Genomic DNA, 22994 nt, shown 5'->3' with positions numbered 1-22994 from the left:
AATCCCATCCGCGTCAAGCAACTGGAGCCAGACGCCCATGACCAGCCTTCCCATCACCCTCACCATCAACGGACACAAACACGAACTGGAGGTCGATCCACGCGTAACCCTGCTCGACCTGCTGCGCGAGCGGCTCGATCTCACGGGCACCAAGAAGGGCTGCGATCGCGGCCAGTGCGGCGCCTGCACGGTGCTGGTCGACGGCAAGCGCATCAACTCGTGCCTGGCGCTGGCGGTCAGCCATGACGGCGCCCAAGTCTTGACCATCGAAGGCGTCGCCCACGGCGAGGAACTGCATCCTGTGCAGGCCGCCTTCATCGCCCATGACGGCTTCCAGTGCGGGTTCTGCACGCCCGGCCAGATCATGAGCACGCTCGGCCTGATCGCCGAGGGACAGGCCGGCGACGATCCCGAACGCATCCGCGAGGGGCTGAGCGGCAACATATGCCGCTGCGCGGCCTATGGCGGCATCGTCGAGGCCGTCCTGGAAGCCCAGCAACAGCTTGTCAAAGCCGACCGGAGGACCGCGGCATGAGAGACTTCGACTACATCAGGCCCGCCACCATCCCCGACGCCATCGCCGCGGCAGCCGAGCCGGGCTCGGCCTATCTCGCCGGCGGCACCAATCTGCTCGACCTGATGAAAGGCGGCATCACCAGTCCCGAGCGTATCGTCGACATTTCCAGGTTGCCGGAGCTCAACCGCATCGAACGGCTGGACGATGGTGGCCTGCGCATCGGTGCGCTGGTCCGTAATGCCGACCTTGCCTACGATCCGGCGTTCGCCAAATCCTATCCGGCGGTGGCCGAGGCGCTGCTGTCGGGCGCTTCGGCTCAGCTTCGCAACGCCGCGACCGTCGGCGGCAATCTGTTGCAGCGCACGCGCTGCAGCTATTTCTACGACACCGCCAGCGCCTGCAACAGGCGCGAGCCTGGCGCCGGCTGCGACGCGCTGGAAGGCGAGAACCGCCTGCACGCCGTGCTCGGCTGGAGCGATGCCTGCATCGCCACCCATCCGTCGGACTTCTGCGTGCCGCTGGTGGCGCTCGATGCGGTGGTCGAGATCGAGGGCAAGAAGGGCCGGCGCCATGTGACGCTGGAGGAATTCCACCGGCTTCCCGGCGAAACGCCGCAACGGGAGAATGCGCTGGAGCCCGGCGACCTGATCGTGGCAGTGCGCCTGCCGGCGGAGGCGGCCTCCTTCTCCGCCAATGCCCGTTACCTGAAAGTCCGCGAACGCACCTCTTATGCTTTTGCCGTCGTATCGGCCGCGGCAGCGCTCGTCGTCGATGACGGCAAGATCCGCGCCGCAAGGCTGGCGCTGGGCGGCGTCGCGGCCAAGCCGTGGCGGGCACGAACGGCGGAAGCCGTCCTGCTTGGCGCGGACGCCAACGAGGTGAACTTCGCCAGTGCGGCGGAGGCCGCCCTGGCCGATGCCAGCCCATCCGGCGACAATGCGTTCAAGATCGAGCTTGCCCGACGCATCGTGGTCAGGGCGCTGATGTCTGCCCAGGCGGGAACGCCCGAGCGGCTGCCTGCCCTTCCTGCCTCCCCGTTCTCGAACATTCCCGGAGCGCGCCATGACGCTTGAACTCAGCCTCAACCAGCAACCCGCCCATGCCCGGCAGGGTTCCAGCATCGGCCAGCCGCTGACCCGTCGCGACGGCTTTCTGAAAGTCACCGGAGCCGCGCGCTATGCCGCCGACAACCATCCGCCCGGCATGCTTTACGCCGTGCTCGCTGTCTCTAGCATCGCGCGCGGCCGCGTTGCCGCGCTGGATATCGAGGCGGCCAAGGCGCACCAGGGCGTGGTCGAGGTGATGACGCCCAAGAACCGGCCGGCGCTCGCCGCCGATCCGGATGCCAAGGACCATCCCTTCATGTTCCGGCTCGACCTGCTGCAAAACGATCAGGTCCGCTACCCCAACCAGAGCATCGCCGTGGTGATCGCCGAGACGCTGGAGGCGGCGACCGAGGGGGCGGCGCTGCTGTCGCCGCGTTATGAAGTGCTGCCGGCGCGCGTTGGCCTCGACGGCGCTGAAAGCTTCGTGCCGCGCGGTGTCGGTGTCGGCGGTCCGGCGGTGCAGCACAAGGGCGATGTCGAGGCCGGCCTCAAATCCGCAAAGACGCGGATAGAGGCCACCTACGAGACGCCGGCCCAGTACCACAACGCCATGGAGCCGCATGCGATCGTCGTCGCCTGGGATGGCGACACACTGTCGATCGACACGCCGAGTCAGGGCCTTGCCATGGCGCAGGGCCGCATCGCCGGCCTGTTCGGCATCGCGCCGGAAAACGTCCACATCCGGAGCCCGTTCCTGGGTGGCGGCTTTGGCTCGAAAGGCATGATCTCCGGGCCGCAGGTGCTCGGCATTCTGGCGGCGCGCCTCGTCGGCCGTCCGGTCAAGCTGGTGCTGCGGCGTGAGCAGATGTACGGCCCGGTCGGCCACCGTGCGCCGACGCGCCAGACGCTGCGCATGGGCATGGATGGCGAAGGGCGGCTGACGGCACTCGACCATCACGCCAAGACTGCGTCGAGCACGTTCGACGATTTCTTCGAACCGGCGGCGGATGCCTCGCACACGCTCTATGCCAGCCCGGCCATCGCCACCTCGCACGATGCGGTGCGGTTGGACACCGGTACGCCGCTGTTCATGCGGGCGCCCGGCGAAGCCACCGGCTCGATCGCACTCGAAAGCGCCATCGATGAGGCGGCACACGCTTGCGGCATGGACCCGCTGGAGTTCCGGCTGCGGAACTATGCCGAGGTCGAGCCGATGACCGGCAAGCCGTTTTCCTCCAAGGCGCTGCGCGAGTGCTACAGGCAAGCGGCCGAGACGTTCGGCTGGGCGAGCCGCCCGCTTCAGCCTCGGCTGATGCGCGACGCCGACGGTTTCCTCACCGGCTGGGGCATGGGCACGGCGACCTTTCCAGCGCTCATGTTCCAGGCCGAAGCGCGTGCGGTGCTGAGGGCCGATGGCAGCGGCCTGATGGAGACCGGCGCGCAGGACATGGGGCAAGGCGCCTGGACCGCCTTCGCCCAGATCGCGGCCGACGGACTGGGACTGGATATCGACCAGGTCGATTTCAGGGCCGGCAGTTCCGACCTGCCCAATGCAGGCATTGCCGGCGGCTCCGGCCACACGGCGACGGCCGGCATGGCGATCCACAATGCGGGTGCCGCCGTCATCGCCAGGCTTGCCGATCTCGCCACCGGCAACGAGGCCTCGCCGCTGTTCGGCGCCGGCAATGAAGGCGTGCTGGCGCGCGGCGGCCACCTCTATCGGCGCGACGATGAAAGCCGCGGTGAAAGCTATGCCGAGATCCTCAAGCGCGCGGGCCTCACCGAGATCGAGGGCCATGGCAAAGGCGCTCCCGACCCGGCATCCCAGGAGACCTATGCCAAGCACGCGCACGGCGCCGTGTTTGCCGAGGTGAAGGTCGATCCGGATTTCGGCCAGATCCGCGTCACAAGGCTGGTCGGCGCGTTCGCCGCCGGGCGGATCATCAATCCCAGGCTGGTGCGCAGCCAGTATTATGGCGGCATGATCTGGGGCGTCTCGTTCGCGCTGAATGAGGAAGCCATCACCGACCGGCGCTCGGGCCGGATCCAGAATGCCAACCTCGCCGAATATCATGTCCCGGTGAATGCCGACGTTCCGTCGGTCGAGGCGCTGCTGGTCCACGAGGACGACCCTCATGTCAACGCGCTCGGCATCAAGGGCGTTGGCGAAATCGGCATCACCGGCACGGCCGGCGCCGTCGCCAATGCAGTCTGGCATGCGACCGGCGTGCGGCCGCGGCGCTTTCCGATCCGCATCGAGGACCTGCTGGGGTGAGGAGTGGTCCGCCTAGCGGACGGGAAGCCAATTGCTTGGCTCCCGTCCGACGAACGGTGAAAGCCCGGTCTGCCTTCGGGCGGATCAAAAGGTCCAGTGGACCTTTTTAAGGGGCTGAACGCCCGAAGGACAGGGAGCGGCAGCGAAGGGCCGCACAGCCGGCGCGAGGTCCCGCCGGCCAACATGAGTCAACCGACTTCGCGTCAAGCACTGGAGCCAGACGCCCATGACCAAAACAACGATCCCAGTTCATCTCGATATCAACGGTCATCATCACGATCTGCAACTCGAGCCGCGCGTCACGCTGCTCGACGCCTTGCGCGACCGGCTCGGCCTGACCGGCACCAAGAAGGGCTGCGACCACGGCCAGTGCGGCGCCTGCACGGTGCATATCGACGGCGAGCGTGTACTGGCTTGCCTGACGCTGGCCGCTCAGGTCGAGGGCCGCACCGTCACCACCATAGAGGGGCTTGCACGGGAGGGCGAAATGCATCCCGTGCAGGCTGCCTTCCTTGAGCACGACGCTTTCCAGTGCGGCTATTGCACGCCGGGCCAGATCATGTCGGCGGTCGCTTGCATCCGGGAAGGCCATGCCGGCTCCGACGACGAGATCCGCGAATACATGGCCGGCAATCTCTGCCGCTGCGGCGCCTATCCGCACATCGTCGCCGCCATTCGCCAAGCCGCCTTGGAGGTCGCATCATGAGGGACCTTTCCTATTTTCGCGCCAGCTCGGTCGATGCGGCACGCCAGGCGGCCGCCCTGCCCGGCGCCATGCTCTTGGCCGGCGGCACCACGCTGATCGATCTCGCCAAATGCGGCGTCGCCGAGCCCGAGACACTGGTCGACATCGCTCATCTCAAGGGATTGGACAGCATCGAGGTGGACGAACGCGGCGCCACCATCGGCGCGCTGGCCAGGATGAGCCATGTCGCCGACCATGCCGACATCAAGAGCCGCTTTCCTGCGGTGTCGGAAGCCCTGTGGCAGGCGGCTTCCGCGCAGATCCGCAACATGGCGACCATCGGCGGCAATCTGATGCAGCGCACGCGCTGCCCCTATTTCCGCGATCCCGCGAATTTCCCTGCCTGCAACAAGCGTGAGCCCGGCTCTGGCTGTTCGGCGATCGGCGGCGTTACCCGTGGCCATGCCGTACTCGGCACCAGCGAGGCCTGCATCGCCATGTATCCGGGTGACCTGGCCGTGGCGCTGGTCGCCTTCGATGCGATCGTGCATCTGGGCGAGCGCCAGATCCCGGTCGACGACTTTTTCCTGCTGCCCGGCACCACGCCGGATAGGGAACATGCGATTGAACCGGGCGAGATGATCACCGCCATTGAAATCCCCGGCTCGGCCGCTGCCCGGCGGTCGACCTACCTGAAAATCCGCGACCGGCAATCCTATGAGTTTGCCGCCGCGAGCGCGGCGGTCGGTATCGAGTTCGAACCTGACGGCCGAACGATCCGCGATTTGTGCGTCGCACTCGGCGGTGTCGCGACGAAACCATGGCGGGCGCGGACCGTGGAAGACGCGCTGAAGGGCAAGGCGCTGGAGCCGGAAACCGTGCGGTCCGCCAGCCTGCTCGCTGTCGAAGGCGCCGTCGACCATGGCGCCAACCACTACAAGATCGAGCTCGCGCCGCGCGTCGTCGCGCGCGCCATCCTCAAATTGGGAGAAACGGCATGACCGTTCACATCGCAAGCACCGTTCACGTCGGAAGACACGGCGATGCGTCCGACGGCGCTTTTGCCGAAGCCGTCGGCGGCCGGCTGTCGCGCGTCGACGGCCCGGCCAAGATCACGGGTGCGGCCAAATACGCCGTCGAGCAGCAGCTCGAAGGCCTCGCCTACGCCGTACTGGTCGAGAGCACGATTGCATCCGGCAAGGTGCGCGCGATCGACACCAAGGCCGCCGAGGCGGCGCCCGGCGTGCTGCAGGTGCTGACGCCGGACACCATCATCAGCCTGAGGACCGCGGCGGACTGGTTCGGCACACCGCCGCCCGACAAGCCCTATTGCCCGCTTGCGCGCGACATCACTTTTTCGGGCCAGCATGTCGCCGCTGTCGTCGCCGAGACCTTCGAACAGGCGGTGGCGGCGGCAGCACTGGTCAAGGTCAGCTATGACGAGACGCCCGCCATCGTCGACCTCAGCGATGTCAAGGCCGGCGACGGCATCCCGATCGACGCCATGACCAAGGAATGGGGCGATGCGCAAGGTGCGTTCGCGTCGGCACCGGTCCGCATCTGCGCCGCCTACAACACGCCGCGCGAATACCAGGCGCCGATAGAGCCGCATGGGCTGATCGCGCGCTGGGAAGGCGATAAGCTCACCGTATGGGAGCCGAGCCAGTGGCTGGACGGGATGGCGCGCACCTATGCCGAATGGTTCGGCGTGCCGTTCGAGAATGTGCGGCTGGTCTCGCCCTATATTGGCGGTGGCTTCGGCTCCAAGGCGCTGGCGCTCAGCCATGGCGCGGTGGCCGCATGTGCCGCCAGAATGCTCGGCCGGCCGGTGCGCCTGGTGATGACGCGGCCGCAGACCTTTACCGGCTATGGTGGCCGCGCGGCGACGCGCCAGACGGTGACGATTGGCGCCGACGCGCAAGGAAAAATCCAGTCGATCGTGCATCGTGGCATCAACGAGACGTCGATGGACGGCATGTGGGTCGAGCCGCTCGGATCGGTCATCTCGATCATGTACGCGACGCCGAATTTCTCCTCCAGGCAGAATGTCGTGCGGGTGAATTCGGTAGTGCCGGGCGCCATGCGCGCGCCGGGCGAAAACCCTTCGGCCTTCGGCATCGAAAGCGCCATCGACGAACTCGCCTACGAGGTCGGCATCGACCCCCTGGAGATTCGGCTGAGAAATTATGCCGAACAGGACCCGCATGCCAAGAAAGCCTGGTCGACCAGACAGTTGCGCGAGGCTTTTGCCGCAGGCGCGGAGCGCTTCGGCTGGGCCAGGCGCTCGCCCGAACCGCGCTCGATCCGCGACGGCAACCAGCTGATCGGCTGGGGAGTCGCAGCCGGCACCTATCCGGTTCGGCGCGCCTATGGCGAGGCGATCGTGCGTATCCTGGCCGACGGCTCGGTCGAGGTCGAAAGCTCGTCGATCGACATGGGTCAAGGAACCTACACCATCCTGGCGCAGACCGCCGCCGAAACGGTCGGCGTGCGAGCCGACGACGTGGTGGTGAAGCTCGGCGACTCCCGTTTCCCCCGCGCCGGCGTCACCGGCGGTTCGCGGCTTGCCGGCGTCATGACGGGTGCGGTCTACAAGGCGGCGACCTCGGCGCTCGACCAGCTGATCGGCCTCGCCATCAGCGATCCGCGCTCGCCCTTTTATGCGCTGCAGGCCAACACCTTGGTCGTCGCCAACGGCCGCATCGCCTCGCCGCGCGGCGACGGTCCCGATGTCTCGATCGCCGAACTGCTCAAAAGCGTCGGCCGCGACCACATCGAAGCCACCGGCGACACCATGCCGGCCAATTCGACGCCAGAGGATCGCTACAAGAACTACACCACCATCGCCATGTCGGTGCCGCACACCGAGGGCGACTATTCCCGCCACTCCTGGTGCGCGCATTTCATCGAGGTGCGGGTCGACGAGGATTTCGGCACGGTGCGCGTGTCACGCGTGGTGTCGGCACTGGATTCGGGCCGGCTCTACAATCCCAAGCTGGCCGAAAGCCAGTGGAAGGGTGGCATCATCATGGGCATCGGCCAGGCACTGCTGGAAGAGGGCATCGTCGACCGCCGCCACGGCCGCGTCGTCAACAACAACCTCGCCGACTATCTCGTGCCAACCAACGCCGACATTCCCGACATCGAGGTGATCTCGGTCGGCATCCCCGACCCGCATTCCTCCGTGCTCGGCGGCAAAGGCGTCGGCGAACTGGCCATTGTCGGCGTGGCGCCGGCGATTGCCAACGCGGTGTTCCATGCGACGGGAAAGAGGATCAGGGATCTGCCGATCACACTGGAGAAGCTAATCTGAGGGCGGTGGCTGATCTCCCACTCGAGGGAGATGTCGCCAGAGGCAACAGAGGGGGGTCGCCGCGTGTAGTGCGCCGACCCCGTCTGCGGCAGCAGGCCGAGCCCCGCCGCCCCTGGCCTGCCGGCCATCTCCCGAGGGAGATTTGTAGCACCAGCAATCAGAACTTGTAGCTGAGCCCGACCCGGATATCCTGCGTCTGGAGGTCGACATGGGTTTCCGTGGGCAGGCCGGCGGCTACCGAGAGGTCCTGGCTGCCGAAATCCGAGTAGCGATATTCGGCTCGAGCGATCCACTTGTCGGTGAAGGCGTGCTCGATGCCGGCGCCAACGGTCCAGCCGACATGGCTGTCGCTGTGGAGCGTTACTTCGGCGGCAGGGCCACCGGCGCTGACCGCAATAAGCTCATACTTGGCCGCGGCGACGCCGGCAGTGATGTAGGGCAAGGTCCGATCGAAAGCATAGCCGGCCCGCAACCGCGCCGACCCCGACCATTTGAGTTCGCTCTTGAGCAAGGTGGTGACACCGCCGCCGCCGGCGTCGAGGGCCGTCAGCCCATCTATATTGCTGTACACAATGTCGGCCTCGGCGCCGATCACGAAGCTGTTCTCCATCTGGTAATTGGCGCCTATATGGACACCGCCGATAAATCCGTTCGGATCGGTGGAGACATTGAGATCGGTGGCCCCGCCCAGTCCGCCGCCGGCGATGAACAGATTGGATTTTCCGGCCGCGTAGCCGATGTCGACGCCGGCATAGAGTCCGGACCAGTCGTAGCCGGATGCAACAGGCGAAACCTCATTGATATCAGCCGCACACGCCATACCGAGCGGCGCGAGAATCAAGGCCGTTGCGAGAAGAAGAGTTTTCATTGTTGTCTACCGCCCCAAGAATGTTGTGGTCCCCGCCGCGAATGCCTCGCGGAGATCCGGTGTTGTCGCCGCCCCGATGTCGCATTGTCCGTCGGACGTGTCTTGGGCTGGGCCGCACGCGAATTGTCCTGAAATGCAATGCCACGCTTTTTCGGCCGGTGTGGCCATTCAGCCTCAGTCGAATGACACCAGCTGGCACTGCCCAGCGCGGAGCCTGACGGCAACCATTCCCGCTACGGCTGGCGCGCGTTCATCGAGGTGCGCGTCGACGAGGATGTTGGGTCCCCGGCGATCGGCGCCCTTCACTGAGCTGCCAGCGGCGTGCCTATGTCCGAAACGAGTTTGACGAGATCGGCTTGGCGTCTCGTGCCGGTTTTGGCGAAGATGCGGTTGAGGTGGGTCTTCAAAGTGTTTTCGCCGACACCGAGCGCCAGCGCGCTCTTGGACGCGGACAATCCGCTGCCGATGCGCAGCAGGACCCGCGCCTCCGCGGGCGTAAGGTCGAACAGAGTGGCGAGAACGGCTTCCGGGAGTGGAGAAGAAGACGTCGTGGTCGAAACGAAGACGGCGGCACATGCGGGCCGGAAAGCAGCGCGAGCGGTTCCTTCGGTCAACGGCAATATATAGGCGACGGCGGGCGGCTGACCTGGGGCCGAAATGGGCAGGCCTATACCGCGGGAGCCAAGCGAGGCATCCGCGCTCGCGGCACTGGCGATTGCATCCAGCAGGGCGCGGGCCACCGCCGAATTCTGCACCTGGAGCAGACCGTTCCTGGAAAAAATGGGCCCTTGCAGCGAAAACATCCGTTCGGCAGCCCCATTCGCATGGAGGATTGCTCCGTTGGCGCCGGTAAGCACGACAGGCACGGCGAGATGATCGAGCGCCTGGCGGTAAAGGTCGGCGGTAACGCGGGCCTGATCGAGCAGATCTCCAATCAGCGACGCACGGCGCAGGTGCGGCGAGAGCAATGCCAGGAAGCGCTGTTCTTCAGCTGATATGATTCCCCTGTCGGCCCGCGTAGTGCAGCCCATGAGCCCGATCCGGTCCGGCGTATGGACGAATTTGGTGATGCAGGCTTCGCGCAATCCCTGCGGTTTGGCCCAATTCTGGAAAAATGGCGTCTGCTGGAGTTCGGCTTCGCTCATATGCGACAGCGTCGCAACGGGTGTGTCGATGTCGCCGACAACCGCGGCCTTCAGTCCGGGAATTGCGTCAAAGTCATAGTCCTCCTGGAGCACGCGCATTTGCACGGGATCCCAGGGCGATTGGGCCGCGAAGCGGCCATGATTGCCGGCAGTACTGGCAAGCGCGACGGTGGTATAGGCTGCGTCTACAGCCTCCGTGATCCGGATCATTACCCCGGCCCAGCCTTCCGGATTCAAAACGCAATCGTAGATATCGCCGATGATCGACGAAAGGACCTCGCTGCTCAGTCTCTCCACCACGCCCCCAGTTTCCTGACGTGCCCACCTCCCCGGATGGGCGGGCCGCCGTTTGTTGTAAAAGAGGCAATCTCACCTCGGAGGATTTGCCGCGTCATACTTTCGGGTGACGCCATGCGTGATCATGCTGGATTATATATCTAATTCGATCAGTTGAACGCCAAACGATCAATGTTCCAGGATCAGGAAACATTTCGTTTCGATATTCTCTGAAGCTGTGGGTATCGGGGTGTTCCATTGTCACGAAAGACGGTGTTTTCATCGGCTCAACTGCCGTCGCATCTCAATGATCGCGATCGATTTTCCCTCTGGCAAGACATCCATGTCGCGCAGATATGGTCGGTCGAATACGGCATGTCGGACAACCTGCCTTTCGAAACTGCGATCGAAGCCACAGCTGTCGGATCACTGGTTCTTGGCCAGATGTCCGGAACGATCAAGCATGCGACGAGGAACGCGAGCAATATCGCCGATGACGGCAACGGCGGTTATCTCCTGCTGATCAACAAATCCGACACACTGTTGACCGGCGTCCAGGCCGGCCGCGACTATGATGTCGGGCAGGGAGAAGCGGTGCTGGTCACAGCATCGGAAGCGCTGAAAATGGCCGGCGCCGACAGCAATGTGTGGACAAACGTGGTGGTCCCGCGCAGCGTCCTCGCACGGGCCTTCCCGCAGATCGACGACAGGCTGGCGTTGAAGATCGGCGCCGAGAACGAAGCTCTCGATCTTCTCAAGCGTTATTGCCAACTTCTTGAAACCGGCCGCCCTCTCATCTCGCCCGATCTTATTGCGCACGCGACGGAAACGATCGTCGATCTGATCGGTCTGGTGACAGGTGCCAAGGGTGAGGTTGCCGAACTGGCCGGCTTGCGCGGTCTGCGGGCAGCCAGGTTGCAAGCGGTCCTGGTGAAGATCGCGGACAATTTCGCCAAGCCCGGCATCTCGGCGCAAGGCGTCGCACAGGAACTCGGCCTGTCGGCGCGCTATGTTCACAATCTTTTGCAGAAGTCGGGTATCAGCTTCTCCGAGCGCGTTCTCGAACTGCGCCTGCAGACGGCCCACAAAATGCTTTCGCAGAGACAGAATGGCGAGATGCGCGTCAGCGAAATTGCCATGACCAGTGGCTTCAGCGATGTGTCGTACTTCAATCGCTGCTTTCGCCGCCGCTTCGGCTACACGCCGACGAGCGCCAGATAGAACCGGAGACCCGGAAACCTACACACGACTCGATTCCGATTACCTCTCCGTCAAAAGCCGAGATCCGGCGGCGATCAATGGCGCCTCCGAATGCGATGGCCGATCGACGGCTTCAGCGAAACGGGCGGATCTGCGGCGCTGACCAGCGCGAATTCAACCACCGACGCCACCTTCATCACGCTCAGCCTGCGTGCTTCCACCGATTTGGGCCTCGGCGAATCAAGGCGACGGCGCGCGGCATGCTCGGCTGACGCCATGCCTTCGGTGATGTCACGCCGACCTCGACGTTCGCTTTTGCCGGCGGCGATCTCTTCACCATCGCCGGCGAATGTCCTGCCAAGCGCGAAGCGCGCGCGATAATCCAGATGCGACGGCAAATCCGCCGATGAGAAGACGTTCTTTTGCAAGGGACGACCGGCCTTTTCCAGAATCGCAGTCTTCATTTCGACACGCACCGTATTGGACCAGATCACGATCTGTCCAGAGCCGGAAATACTTGTGCGCCAGGTGACAACTTCAGTGCCGCCCTGGACAAGGGTTGACTTAAGTTTTTTAGATTTGGCCGGTTGATTCCAGAAATAAAACACCGCCCTCGCAACTGAACCACTCCCGTACGACGTTCAGCGATTCGAAATCGAAATTTGAGAAGCTCACAGTGACGTCTGCACGATAGCGTTGCTAGTTGTTCCTCGAAGAAGAGTTTGGAATGGAACGTTTTGTATTTGGTATTTTCTCAGGTACTCAGTTGACATAACTCCAAGCATCACATTAGAGATTTCTATCAGGCAAGTCAGCCCCGGACTGATCCGGGGTCGCATGAATTGGCTGCGAGGGGCAAATCATGGGGCGTGTTCAAGATTCCGCCGGTCTTAGGCCTTCGGACCTAAGCCAGACCCCCTCGAATTCAGCCCGACAGAGCAACCTGCGTTCACAGGCGAGCCAGCTTGCGCTGCGATCCGCCATCGGGATTGCTGCGGCCGCGGGCGTGAGTCTGCTGGCGTCCGGCCAAGCCTGGGCGGATTGTCTCGTCGGTGCCGTCACTGTCCAATGCGACACGACCTCCACCACCGACACGACATTTCCCGCTGACGCACCCAACGACCGCAACTATCAGAACTTGTTGCCCACACCAGTCATCGTCACCGTCGATCCGGGAACGACGGTGAGCGGTTATGGCCTTGCGGTTTCCAACGCCGACACCGGCGGCGTCACCGTCACCAACAATGGCACGATCAGCGTCGATGCCGGCAACACGCCGACCGCGGGCGGCACGGCGGCCCTGTCGGTCTCGGCGGCTGGCGGCGCCATCACCTACACGGGTGGAAACATCATCAACCATGGCGCCGGCAACGCGTTCGATGCGACGCAGACCGGCGGTGTCGGCTCGATAGACATTAACGTCTCCGGCAATATCTTTTCGGCGGCAGGCGAAGGTATTACTGTCCGCGACGTCGCGACCAGCACCGGCATTTCGGTGACCACGGGCGCTGTCACCGCACTGACCGCGGGCAAGGATGCCATCGACGTCCAGACCCAGTCGACGACCGCCGATATCACGGAGGTCGCCAACGGCAACCTCCAGGCGGGCAATGCCGGCATGGTGGCCGCGATCCTCAACGCTTCGGGGACCGGCAACATCGACGTGACCGCCAACGGCTCCATCGACGCCCGGTTCGGCATCGACGCCGAGAACTTCGGATCGGGCTCGACCACGGTGACCACGGTCGGTCCGGTCACCGCGACCAGCGGGAACGGCATCTATGCGCAGTCGGCCGGCGCCGCCGTCACCATAACGGCGGGCGACGTGGCGTCCACCGGCAACACGGCCATCATCGCCCGGCAGACCAAGGCAGCGGGCTCGGGTGCGGTCAACGTGACCGCGGGCGATGTCTCGGGGACGACCGGCATCGAGGCAACCAACTACGGCACCGGCGCGATCGGCATCACCGCCAATGGCACGGTGACCGGCACACTTGCCGAGGGCATCAAGGCGACCGGCAACGGCGCGGTGAGCGTGAGCGTCGCCGACACGGTGACCGGCGCCACGATCGGCCTGTCGCTGACCGGCGGCACCGGCGGTGCGGGCGACATCAGCGTCACCGGCGCCGGCGGGTTCGTCGGCGGGACCGGCAACGCTGCGACCATCCAGAACAACGGCTCGGGCACGGTCACGGTCGACATCTCCGGCGCGAGCAGCTCCACCGGCGGCGAAGGCTTCGTCGTGCGCGATACGGCGGCCGGCGGCGACATCAGCGTCACCACGGGCGCGGTGACCGCACTCACCGCGGGCAAGGACGCCATCGACGTCCAGACCCAGTCGACGACCGCCGATATCACGGAGGTCGCCAACGGCAACCTCCAGGCGGGCAATGCCGGCATGGTGGCCGCGATCCTCAACGCTTCGGGGACCGGCAACATCGACGTGACCGCCAACGGCTCCATCGACGCCCGGTTCGGCATCGACGCCGAGAACTTCGGATCGGGCTCGACCACGGTGACCACGGTCGGTCCGGTCACCGCGACCAGCGGGAACGGCATCTATGCGCAGTCGGCCGGCGCCGCCGTCACCATAACGGCGGGCGACGTGGCGTCCACCGGCAACACGGCCATCATCGCCCGGCAGACCAAGGCAGCGGGCTCGGGTGCGGTCAACGTGACCGCGGGCGATGTCTCGGGGACCACCGGCATCCGCACCCTCAACAACGGCACGGGCGCGATCGGCATCATCACCAACGGCACGGTCGAAGGCGATATCGCCGCGATTTCGGCGCAATCGAACAGCGGCAATGCGATCGGCATCACCCTTTCCGGCGCGACGCACAACACCGCCCTGACGGCCGCGGCGCTGGCCATCACTACCTCTGATGGTGCCACGACAATTCTCAATGGCGGTGCACTGACCGGCCGGGTGGAGCTTGGCGGTTATGCCGACCTCCTGACCAACCACGCTACCTGGACAACCGGCGGCACCAGCCTGTTCGGCGCCGGCATCGACACCGTGACGAATACAGCCGCAGCCTCTCTCAGAACCGCCAGCAATGGCGCAACGCAGAGACCACCACCTTCAGCGGGCTCGAGTTGCTGTCCAATGCCGGACGTCTCACCATGCAGGATGGCGGCGCCGGCGACCGCACGGAGCTTGCCGCCACTGTGGCTCTGGCGGCCGGTTCGACCTACGCCGTCGACATCAACGCCGCACTTCAGTCGGATCTCCTTCACACCACCGGCACTGCCACCATCACCGGCTCGACCCTGGCGGTGACGGCGCAAGGCATCACCGCCGGCCGCTACACCGTGCTGACCGCCGATCTGGGACTCACCGGCGAGTTCGCCTCTGTGACGGGGATCACCAGCACCGCGTTCCTGTCGGTGACGGATGCCTATGACTTGAACAATGCCTATCTCGATGTGCTGGTGTACGGCTTCACCGATATCGGGCTGACACCCAACCAAATCGCCACCGGCGGCGGCGCTGAAAGCCTTGAGGCCGGCAATCCTATCCATGACGCCCTTCTGGCGCTGCCGACAGCAGCTTCTGCACGCGCTGCTTTCGACCAGCTGTCTGGCGAAATCCACGCCTCGGCCAAGGGCATGCTGGTCGAGGACAGCCGCTTCGTTCGCGACGCAGTCACCAATCGTATCATGTCCGCTTTCGGCGATGTTGGCGCGGCCGCATTGCCGGTCATGGCTTATGGCGAAGGTGGCCCCGAAATGGTCGCGGCCGACACCGACCGTTTCGCCGTCTGGGGCCAGGCCTTTGGGTCGTGGGGCAATACCGACAGCGACGGCAACGCCGCCGCCTTCGATCGTTCGACCGGCGGCCTGCTGGCCGGCGCCGACACGCTGGTGGGCGGCTGGCGCGTCGGCCTGCTCGGCGGCTACAGCCATTCGAGCTTCGACGCCGACGATCGCAACTCTTCGGGCAAGAGCGACAGCTATCATCTCGGCCTCTATGGTGGCACCAACTGGGGCGCCATCGCTTTCCGTACCGGTGCTGCCTACAGCTGGAGCAGCCTTTCGACCAAACGCTCGGTTGCTTTCAACGGCTTCACGGATGGGTTGTCGGCCGACTATGATGCCGGCACCGCGCAAATGTTCGGCGAACTCGCCTACCGGGCCGATGCCGGACAATTCAAGTTCGAGCCCTTCGCCAATCTGGCCTATGTCAGCGTCCATACCGATGGCTTCACCGAAGACGGTGGCGATGCGGCACTGACCAGCGCCGGCTCGAACGATGATGCGACCTTCACCACGCTGGGCCTGCGCGGTTCGACCGATTTCGCGCTCGGCGGCATGAACGCCACGGCGCGCGGCATGCTCGGCTGGCGCCACGCGTTCGGCGACGTCACGCCGACCTCCAGCTTCGCCTTCGCCGGCGGCGATCAATTCAGCATCGCCGGCGTGCCGATCGCCAGGGACAGCGCCGTCATCGAGGCCGGTCTCGACTTCAACATGTCGGCCAACGCGACGCTCGGTGTGTCCTATTCCGGCCAGTTCGGTGGCGGCACGGTCGATCAGGGCGCCAAGGTCGATCTCGGCATCAAGTTCTGAACAGCAACGAAGCGCGCCGGCCGGACAAAGGCAACGCCCGAACGGCGGTCGGCGACGGGACCGGCTTTACGGCACGATTCCGCATATCCCTCCCACCCTACTCCGCCCCACCCTACTCCGGCGATGGAACCGGCGGCCGTGATGTCAGCGCCGTGCCGAAGGCGGCGACAACGACGGCTGCGATCCCGGCCAGTTGCGTTGCGGTCAGGCTTTCATGCAGGAACAGGAAGCCGGCCAGTGCGCCCAGCCCCGGCTCCAGGCAGGTCAGCGTGCCGTAGATGCGCGCCGGCATGCGGGTCAGCGCCACCATCTCAAGGAAGAATGGCAACGCGCTGGAAAACAGGCCGACCAGCAGCGCGCTGACCAGGATCGACGGCGCCAGCAGCGCGGTTCCCGCCTGTGCCACGCCGAAGGGCAGCACCAGCACGGCGGCGATCGCCATGCCGTAGGCGGTGGTGCGAGTGCCAAGCTCCGCGCCGGCCTTCTGGGCCAGCACGATGTAGAGCGCCCAAAACCCGCCGGCCGCCAGCGCCAGCATCACCCCGATCGGATCAAGCGGCGCGAGGGAATGAACGAAGGGCGACAACAGCAGGATGCCGGCCACCGCCAGCGCGATCCAGGCAAAGTCGCTGGCGCGCCGCGAGCTCAAGGTCGCCACCAGAAGCGGGCCGGTAAACTCCAGCGCCACCGCGATGCCGAGCGGAATCCTGGCCAGCGCTGCGTAGAACAGGAGATTGAGCGCGGCGAGCGTCACCCCATAGGCGACCAGCCACGGCATGGTGGCACGCGAGGGCCGCATCTGCCAGGGCCGCAGCACCGCGATCAGCATCAGCGCACCGATGACCAGCCTGAGCGTCGTCGTGCCTTGCGCGCCGATCTGCGGGAACAGGCCCTTGGCGAAGGTGGCGCCGATCTGGATCGACACCATGGCGCCCATCAGTGCCGCGACCGGCAAGGGCGCTGCTTCGCGACTGGCAATCGGCGTCGATGTCACGTGATCCCATCCTCCATACCGCCGGGTCCAAACCCGACCGGCGGCATGGAGATAGGGCGAACCGGCCGACCTGTCGTGAGGCAGCCGCAACTGGCTGCTGGGGCAAGGACTGCAGGCACGCTATGAGCCTCCCGGGCCGCGAAGCGTTCATTGCCGCGGCGGACAAGGAATAGCTGGAGATGATCCTGTAGGTGTGAGAGCGCAACGACAACGCTTTAGGCGGTGGCAGCCGAGCGCTTGAAGACGATGGTGACCCGCGTACCCTCGGCAGCGCTCGACTTCACGTCGAACTCCGCCCTGGCATTCTCGGTTAGCGAGCGGGCGATCAGCGCGCCGAGCTTGCCGCTCTTGGGCCAGGTCTCGCCGTCCGGCAGGCCGATGCCGTCATCGGCGATCACGATGCGGCAGCCATCACCGTCGACGATGCTGTGCAGCGTGATCGTGCCGCCGTCTCGCCCCTGGAAGGCATGTTTGAGCGCATTGGTCAAAAGTTCGTTCACCACCAGTCCGGTCGGCATGGCGACATTGATCGACACCGGATAGGTGTCGACCTTCATGTCGAGGCGGATGCCCTCGACCGCATGCGAGTTCATCACCGCCGACGCGATCTGGCTGAGATAGACGCCGAGATCGACCTCATCCTTGCCATCGTCCCCCGACAGCGTCTGGTAGAGGATCGCCAGCGCGTCGACGCGCCCTGCCAGCCTCTCGAAACGCTTCTGGTCCGGCTCGGCCGCGTTTCGCGTCTCCATCCGGATCAGTGCGGTGATCATCTGCAGATTGTTCTTCACCCGGTGCTGCAGTTCGCGCAGCAGCGTGTCCTTCTCGCGGATGCGCTCATCGATCGATCGCGCATCTTCGGTTTCGCCATGGGCAGAGACGTCGACCAGCGCCACCAGCCGGAAGCAGGCCTTGCCATTGTCGTCCTCGATGACATTGGAATAGACGTCGACGATCGCCTGTTGGTCTTCCTTCCGCTCCAGCCGGAACGTGCCGATGAAATCGGTGTCCTCGACCACGGCCTCGAACAGCGGCCGGCCCTTCTGCTTGTGCAGGCCGGTGCCGGAAAGCGCCGCCCAGTGTTGCCGAGCGAGCGTCGCCGCCTTGAGGCCGGACAGTTTCTCGAATTCCGGATTGGCATAGACGACACGCTCCTTCGCACCGAGGTCGGAGACGGCAATGGCGATCGGCACCTGGTCGAGGAACTTCTTGAACTGTTCGCTTTCCAGCGCGCTGGCAAGGTCCGGCGTTTCGAGCAGCTGCCCGACCGCTTCGGCCTTCTGTGTATCGGATGTCATCTGCGACGCCTGTGCTGTGTGATCACCATCAATAACAGCGATGCGATCTCCCCGCCATCGCCAAAGCACGAGCCGGCATTTCACGCGCCGCCACGAGCGGTGTGTCGCACAATCTCGAAATCTGCGTAGCCGCGTCGAAATACTTGACCGAGGCCCGCTCAGGAGGCCGGCTTCGACGCCAGCCTTGGCGCGGTCCTGACGTCGACGATCTCAGGCTTGGCACTGTCCACCGCGCCGTCCCAACCGCCGCCGAACGCCTTGTTGAGGGCGATGTAGTTGGTCGCCAGCAGGACGCGGCTTTGCAGCAGCGAGTCCTCGGCCGAGTAGAGAGAGCGCTGGGCGTCGAGCACATCGAGAAGGCTTGTCTCGCCGGCCTTGTAGAGCGTGCCTTCGAGACTTGCCACCTCGCCATAGGACCTCGCCGACGAGGCGAGCTTGCCGATCCGGATGCGCTCCTGCGACAACAGCACCAGCGCATTCTCGACATCCTCGAGCGCCGTCAGCACCGAAGACCGATATGCGATGAAATATTGATCGCGCTGCGCCTTGGCGACCTCGACGGCGGCCTGCAATTGGCCGGCATTGAACACCGGCACGCTGAGCGTCGGCCCGAACGACCAGCCAATCGACGAATTCTTGCCGAGATCGCCAAGCTTCAGCGCCGCCGTGCTGATGTCTCCCGTCAGGCTGACCGAGGGATAGCGGGCGGCCTCTGCCTGGCCGATCTTGGCGGTGTATTGCGCATATTGGCGCTCCGCCATGCGCAAATCGGGCCGCGAAAGCAGGAGGTCGGCGGGAATTCCGGTGGGCATCGGCAGGCGTGGTGCAGGGATCGGGGCGACCCGCTTCAGCCGCTCGCTGAGCGAGGCAGGCGGCCGGCCGGCCAGCACCGCGAGACGATGCACGGCCTGGGCATAGCTTGCCTCCAGCGTCGGCACCGCGGCTTCGGTGCTCGCTGCCTGCCCCATCGCCTTGGCGACATCGGCGGCGGTCGCCGTGCCCGCCTGCGCCATGGTGCGGGTAAGTTCGGCGGTCTGCCTTTGCGACGCGGCCGAGCGCCGGGCGAGCGCGATGCGGGCCTGGTAGCCGCGCGCCTGGGTATAATAGGAAGCGACATCGCCGACCAGAGTGAGAAGCGTCGAGCGCAGTTCCTCCTGCGAGGCGTCCAGCCCGTAACGCGCGGCCTCGACGCCCCTGCGGTTGGCGCCGAACAGGTCGAGTTCCCAGCTGGCGTCAAAGCCGGCCTGATACTCGCTGTAGGTGGCATCAGAGCCAGACGTGGCTTCTGACGACTTGTTGCGGGAGACCGAGCCGGAGCCCTCGGCCGACGGCAGCAACGTGCCTGCACTCTGGCGATAGCTGGCGCGCGCCTCGCGGATCCTGGCCTTGGCGGTGGCGACATCGAGATTGCCGGCAACCGCTTCCTCGACAAGCGTGTTCAACTCGGGATCGCGCAGCCGCTGCCACCATTTCGACAGTTGCGCCGGCTGGGCAGGCTTTGTCGGCTTCTGGCCGCTCCAGCTTGCAGGCATCGCCAATATCGGCGTCTGATAATCCGGACCGACGACGCATCCCGCGAGCAGGACAGCGGTAAGCATAGACGCAAGGAGCCGCCTCGCGGCCACCGAGCCACGTTCCAAGCCTGTCATGTGAAGTTTTCCTTATTGCTGGTTGACCGTCACCGGCGTCTCGCCCGTATCTGGTTTGGCCGCCCTGCCCTTGAAGATGCGCCGCACGGTGACGAACAACAGCGGCACCAGGAACACGCCAATGACCGTCGCCGCGATCATGCCGCCCATCACGCCGATGCCGACGGAGTTCTGCGCGCCTGAGCCCGCGCCGCTGGCAATCGCCAGCGGCAGCACGCCGAGGATGAAGGCCAGAGACGTCATCAGGATCGGTCGCAGCCGTTGTCGCGCCGCCTCCAGCGTCGCTTCGACCAGCCCCATCCCGGCGGTCTGCCGCTCGATGGCGAACTCGACGATGAGGATGGCGTTCTTGGCGGCGAGACCGATCGTGGTCAGCAGGCCGACCTTGAAATAGACGTCGTTGGACTGGCCGAACAGGCTTGCCGCCAGCAGCGCGCCGAAGATGCCGATCGGCACCGACAGCATGACCGCGAACGGGATCGACCAGCTCTCATAAAGTGCTGCCAGGCAAAGGAACACCACAAGGGCCGAGATCGCATAGAGCGACAGTGCCTGGTTGCCGGAAAGCTTCTCCTGGTGCGACAGCCCTGTCCATTCGTGGGAATAGCCGGCGGGCAGTTGCGCGACAAGCTTGTCGATCTCGTCCATGGCGGCACCCGAGCTGACGCCTGTCGCCGCCGCGCCCTGGATCTCGACCGCCGCCGAACCATTGTAGCGCTCCAGCCTGGGCGAACCGAATGTCCAATGGCTGGAGGCAAAGGCCGAGAACGGCACCATCGCGCCGCTGGCATTGCGGACCTGCCATTTGTCCAAATCTTCCGGCTGCATGCGGAAGTTCGGGTCCGACTGCAGATAGACCGGTTTCACCCGCCCGCGATCGATGAAGTCGTTGACGTAGTCGCTGCCCCAGGCGGTCGAAAGCGTGTTGTTGATGTCGGCCAAGCTGACGCCCAGCGCGCTGGCTTTTTCCTGGTCGATGTCGACCGAGAATTGCGGCTGGTCTTCCTGGCCGTTGGGCCTTGTGTTGGCGAGCAGCTTGCTCTGCCCGGCCAGGGCCAGAAGCTGGTTGCGCGTCTGGATCAGCGCGTCATGGCCCGCGCCGTTGACGTCCTGCAGGTAGAAGTCGAAGCCGTTGGTGTTGCCGAACCCCTGGATGGCGGGAGGCGCAAGCGCAAAGACCTGAGCATCCCTGATCTTCGAAAACGCGCCCATCGCCCGGCCGGCGATTGCCTGCGCGGCGGAAGCCGGCGATTTGCGCAGGTCGAAATCCTTCAGCCGCACGAAAGCGATGCCGACATTCTGCCCTGCGCCGCCGAAGCCGAAGCCGGAGGCGGTGAACACCCCGTCGACGACGTCCTTCTCCTGGTTGAGATAATGGTTGGTCACCTCTGCCAGCACGCGCTCCGTGCGATCATGCGTCGCGCCGACCGGCAGCTGCACGCTGGTGATCAGGATGCCCTGGTCCTCTTCCGGCAGGAACGAACTCGGCAGCCGGGCAAACATCCAGCCCACGGCAACGACGATGGCCAGGAACACGACGAGGAAACGCCAGGACCGGTTGATGATGCCGTGCGAGCCGTCGCGATAGGCAAGCGTGCCGCGATCGAAGACCCGGTTGAACCAGCCGAACGGACCGGTCTGCGTCGCATGGTTCTTGGGCGGCCGCAGGATCGTGGCGCAAAGTGCGGGCGTCAGCACCAGTGCGACCAGCACGGACAGCACCATCGCCGAGACGATGGTCACCGAGAATTGCCGGTAGATGATGCCGGTCGAACCGCCGAAGAAAGCCATCGGCACGAACACGGCCGAAAGCACGGTGGCGATGCCGATCAGCGCGCCGGTGATTTCGTGCATCGACTTGCGCGTCGCCTCTTTCGGCGGCAGGCCCTCTTCCTGCATCACGCGTTCGACATTCTCGACCACGACGATGGCGTCGTCGACCAGCAGGCCGATCGCCAGCACCATGGCGAACATGGTCAGCGTGTTGACGGAATAGCCGAACAGCGACAGCACGCCGAACGTGCCGAGCAGCACCACCGGCACGGCAATCGTCGGGATGATGGTGGCGCGCAAATTCTGCAGGAAAATGAACATCACCAGGAACACCAGCACGATCGCTTCGGCCAGCGTCTTGACCACCTCCTCGATCGACAGCCGCACGAAAGGCGAAGTGTCGTAGGGATAGACGACCTCGACGCCTTGCGGGAAGGTCGAGCTCAGCCGGGCGATCGTCGAGCGCACCGCCTCGGCGGTGTTGATGGCATTGGCGCCGGTCGCCAAATTGACGGCCACGCCCGCCGCCGGCTTGCCGTTGTAATTGGCCTGCGTCGTATAGCTTTCGGCGCCGAGTTCGACGGTGGCGACGTCGTTGAGGCGTACCAGCGAGCCGTCCGTCTGGCTCTTCAGGATGATGTTGCGGAACTGTTCGGCGGTCTGCAGCCGGCTCTTGGCCGTCACGGTGGCATTGAGCTGCTGGCCCTTGCGCGCCGGCAGGCCGCCGAGCTGGCCGGCCGAAACCTGCGTGTTCTGCGCCTCGATCGCCGAGGCCACGTCGCTCGGCATCAAGGCGTATTTGGCGAGCTTGTCGGGGTCGAGCCAGATGCGCATGGCATAGCCGGAGCCGAACAGCTGCGTCGAGCCGACACCCTCGACGCGCTTCAGCGTGTCGTTGACGGTGGCATCGACATAGTCGGCGAGATCGGTCGAGTTCATCTTGCCGTCGGTCGACACGAAGCCGATGACCATCAGGAAGCCGGTCGAGGATTTGGAGACGGTGATGCCGTTGCTCTGCACCACCTGCGGCAGCTGCGACTGCACCAGTTGCAGCTTGTTTTGCGTCTGCACCTGGGCGGTGTCGGGATCGGCAGCCGTGGTGAAGGTCAGCGTGATCGAGGCCGAACCGGTCGAGGTCGACGTCGCCGTCATGTAGTCGAGATTGTCGATGCCGGTCATGCCCTGCTCGATGACCTTGGTCACCGAGTTCTCGACGGTCTGCGCGTCGGCGCCCGGATAGGTGGCGCTGATATTGACCGTCGTCGGCGCGATCTGCGGATATTGCGAGATCGGCAGCGAGGTGAGCGCCAGGAGCCCGCCCAGCATGATCACGATGGCGATCACCCAGGCGAAGATCGGCCGGTTGATGAAGAATACGGACAT

16 protein-coding genes are annotated in these 22994 nt (G+C 65.0%); 9 read left to right on the top strand and 7 right to left on the bottom strand.

Annotated features, from left to right (window positions below):
* Nucleotides 1-37 precede the first annotated feature (37 nt).
* From NKI66_RS16510 to NKI66_RS16485, 6 genes are all read left to right on the top strand, one after another.
* Nucleotides 38-535, top strand: a complete 498-nt coding sequence (locus tag NKI66_RS16510) for a (2Fe-2S)-binding protein (RefSeq protein WP_023814339.1) — start codon at nucleotides 38-40, stop codon at nucleotides 533-535.
* Nucleotides 532-1590: an FAD binding domain-containing protein gene (locus NKI66_RS16505; protein ID WP_352554559.1), complete on the top strand. Its 1059-nt coding sequence runs from the start codon at nucleotides 532-534 to the stop codon at nucleotides 1588-1590. The genes NKI66_RS16510 and NKI66_RS16505 overlap by 4 nt, the downstream gene beginning before the upstream one ends.
* Nucleotides 1580-3838 carry a xanthine dehydrogenase family protein molybdopterin-binding subunit gene (locus NKI66_RS16500; RefSeq protein ID WP_352441800.1) on the top strand — a complete coding sequence of 753 codons (2259 nt, stop codon included), beginning with the start codon at nucleotides 1580-1582 and terminating at the stop codon, nucleotides 3836-3838. Before NKI66_RS16505 ends, NKI66_RS16500 begins: the two co-directional genes overlap by 11 nt.
* Before the next feature lie 226 nt (nucleotides 3839-4064).
* Complete coding sequence (locus NKI66_RS16495) at nucleotides 4065-4544, top strand: (2Fe-2S)-binding protein (RefSeq protein ID WP_023814336.1); 480 nt, start codon at nucleotides 4065-4067, stop codon at nucleotides 4542-4544.
* Nucleotides 4541-5524, top strand: coding sequence for an FAD binding domain-containing protein (locus NKI66_RS16490; RefSeq protein ID WP_023814335.1), 984 nt, complete (start codon nucleotides 4541-4543; stop codon nucleotides 5522-5524). The genes NKI66_RS16495 and NKI66_RS16490 overlap by 4 nt, the downstream gene beginning before the upstream one ends.
* Nucleotides 5521-7836 (top strand): xanthine dehydrogenase family protein molybdopterin-binding subunit, encoded by a 2316-nt coding sequence (locus NKI66_RS16485; RefSeq protein WP_023814334.1) that lies wholly within the window; start codon nucleotides 5521-5523, stop codon nucleotides 7834-7836. Before NKI66_RS16490 ends, NKI66_RS16485 begins: the two co-directional genes overlap by 4 nt.
* Nucleotides 7837-7993: 157 nt before the next feature.
* On the opposite strand, the gene NKI66_RS16480 is transcribed toward NKI66_RS16485, so the two are convergent.
* The gene (locus NKI66_RS16480) at nucleotides 7994-8704 is read right to left on the bottom strand and encodes an outer membrane protein (protein WP_023814333.1); all 711 of its coding nucleotides are present in this window, start codon (nucleotides 8702-8704) and stop codon (nucleotides 7994-7996) included.
* Between the two features lie 302 nt (nucleotides 8705-9006).
* Entirely contained in the window at nucleotides 9007-10149 is a 1143-nt protein-coding gene (locus tag NKI66_RS16475; protein ID WP_023814332.1) for a helix-turn-helix transcriptional regulator, read from the bottom strand.
* Between the two features lie 234 nt (nucleotides 10150-10383).
* On the opposite strand from NKI66_RS16475, the gene NKI66_RS16470 reads away from it, so the two are divergent.
* Nucleotides 10384-11346: an AraC family transcriptional regulator gene (locus tag NKI66_RS16470; RefSeq protein ID WP_352722057.1), complete on the top strand. Its 963-nt coding sequence runs from the start codon at nucleotides 10384-10386 to the stop codon at nucleotides 11344-11346.
* Nucleotides 11347-11420: 74 nt separating this feature from the next.
* Here NKI66_RS16470 and NKI66_RS16465 read toward each other — a convergent pair whose 3' ends face one another.
* Entirely contained in the window at nucleotides 11421-11933 is a 513-nt protein-coding gene (locus NKI66_RS16465; protein ID WP_155930641.1) for a hypothetical protein, read from the bottom strand.
* A 398-nt stretch (nucleotides 11934-12331) separates the two neighbouring features.
* On the opposite strand from NKI66_RS16465, the gene NKI66_RS16460 reads away from it, so the two are divergent.
* On the top strand, nucleotides 12332-14608 hold the full coding sequence (locus NKI66_RS16460) for a beta strand repeat-containing protein (RefSeq protein ID WP_352752283.1): 2277 nt from the start codon (nucleotides 12332-12334) through the stop codon (nucleotides 14606-14608).
* The gene (locus tag NKI66_RS16455; RefSeq protein WP_352752358.1) at nucleotides 14497-15897 is read left to right on the top strand and encodes an autotransporter outer membrane beta-barrel domain-containing protein; all 1401 of its coding nucleotides are present in this window, start codon (nucleotides 14497-14499) and stop codon (nucleotides 15895-15897) included. Before NKI66_RS16460 ends, NKI66_RS16455 begins: the two co-directional genes overlap by 112 nt.
* A 112-nt stretch (nucleotides 15898-16009) precedes the next feature.
* Here NKI66_RS16455 and NKI66_RS16450 read toward each other — a convergent pair whose 3' ends face one another.
* The 4 genes from NKI66_RS16450 to NKI66_RS16435 all read right to left on the bottom strand — a co-directional run bounded on the left by NKI66_RS16450 (nucleotide 16010) and on the right by NKI66_RS16435 (nucleotide 22994).
* Nucleotides 16010-16891, bottom strand: a complete 882-nt coding sequence (locus NKI66_RS16450; RefSeq protein WP_031213978.1) for an EamA family transporter — start codon at nucleotides 16889-16891, stop codon at nucleotides 16010-16012.
* A 215-nt stretch (nucleotides 16892-17106) separates the two neighbouring features.
* A complete protein-coding gene (locus NKI66_RS16445; protein WP_023814325.1) occupies nucleotides 17107-18189 on the bottom strand; it encodes a sensor histidine kinase in 1083 nt (360 codons plus the stop codon).
* Nucleotides 18190-18347: 158 nt separating this feature from the next.
* Nucleotides 18348-19838, bottom strand: coding sequence for an efflux transporter outer membrane subunit (locus NKI66_RS16440; RefSeq protein WP_352752281.1), 1491 nt, complete (start codon nucleotides 19836-19838; stop codon nucleotides 18348-18350).
* A gap of 12 nt (nucleotides 19839-19850) precedes the next feature.
* Complete coding sequence (locus tag NKI66_RS16435) at nucleotides 19851-22994, bottom strand: efflux RND transporter permease subunit (RefSeq protein WP_023814323.1); 3144 nt, start codon at nucleotides 22992-22994, stop codon at nucleotides 19851-19853.

It is taken from the genome of Mesorhizobium sp. M0518, assembly GCF_040321125.1.
GTDB lineage: Bacteria > Pseudomonadota > Alphaproteobacteria > Rhizobiales > Rhizobiaceae > Mesorhizobium.
This window is presented reverse-complemented; position numbering and strand designations above follow the sequence as displayed.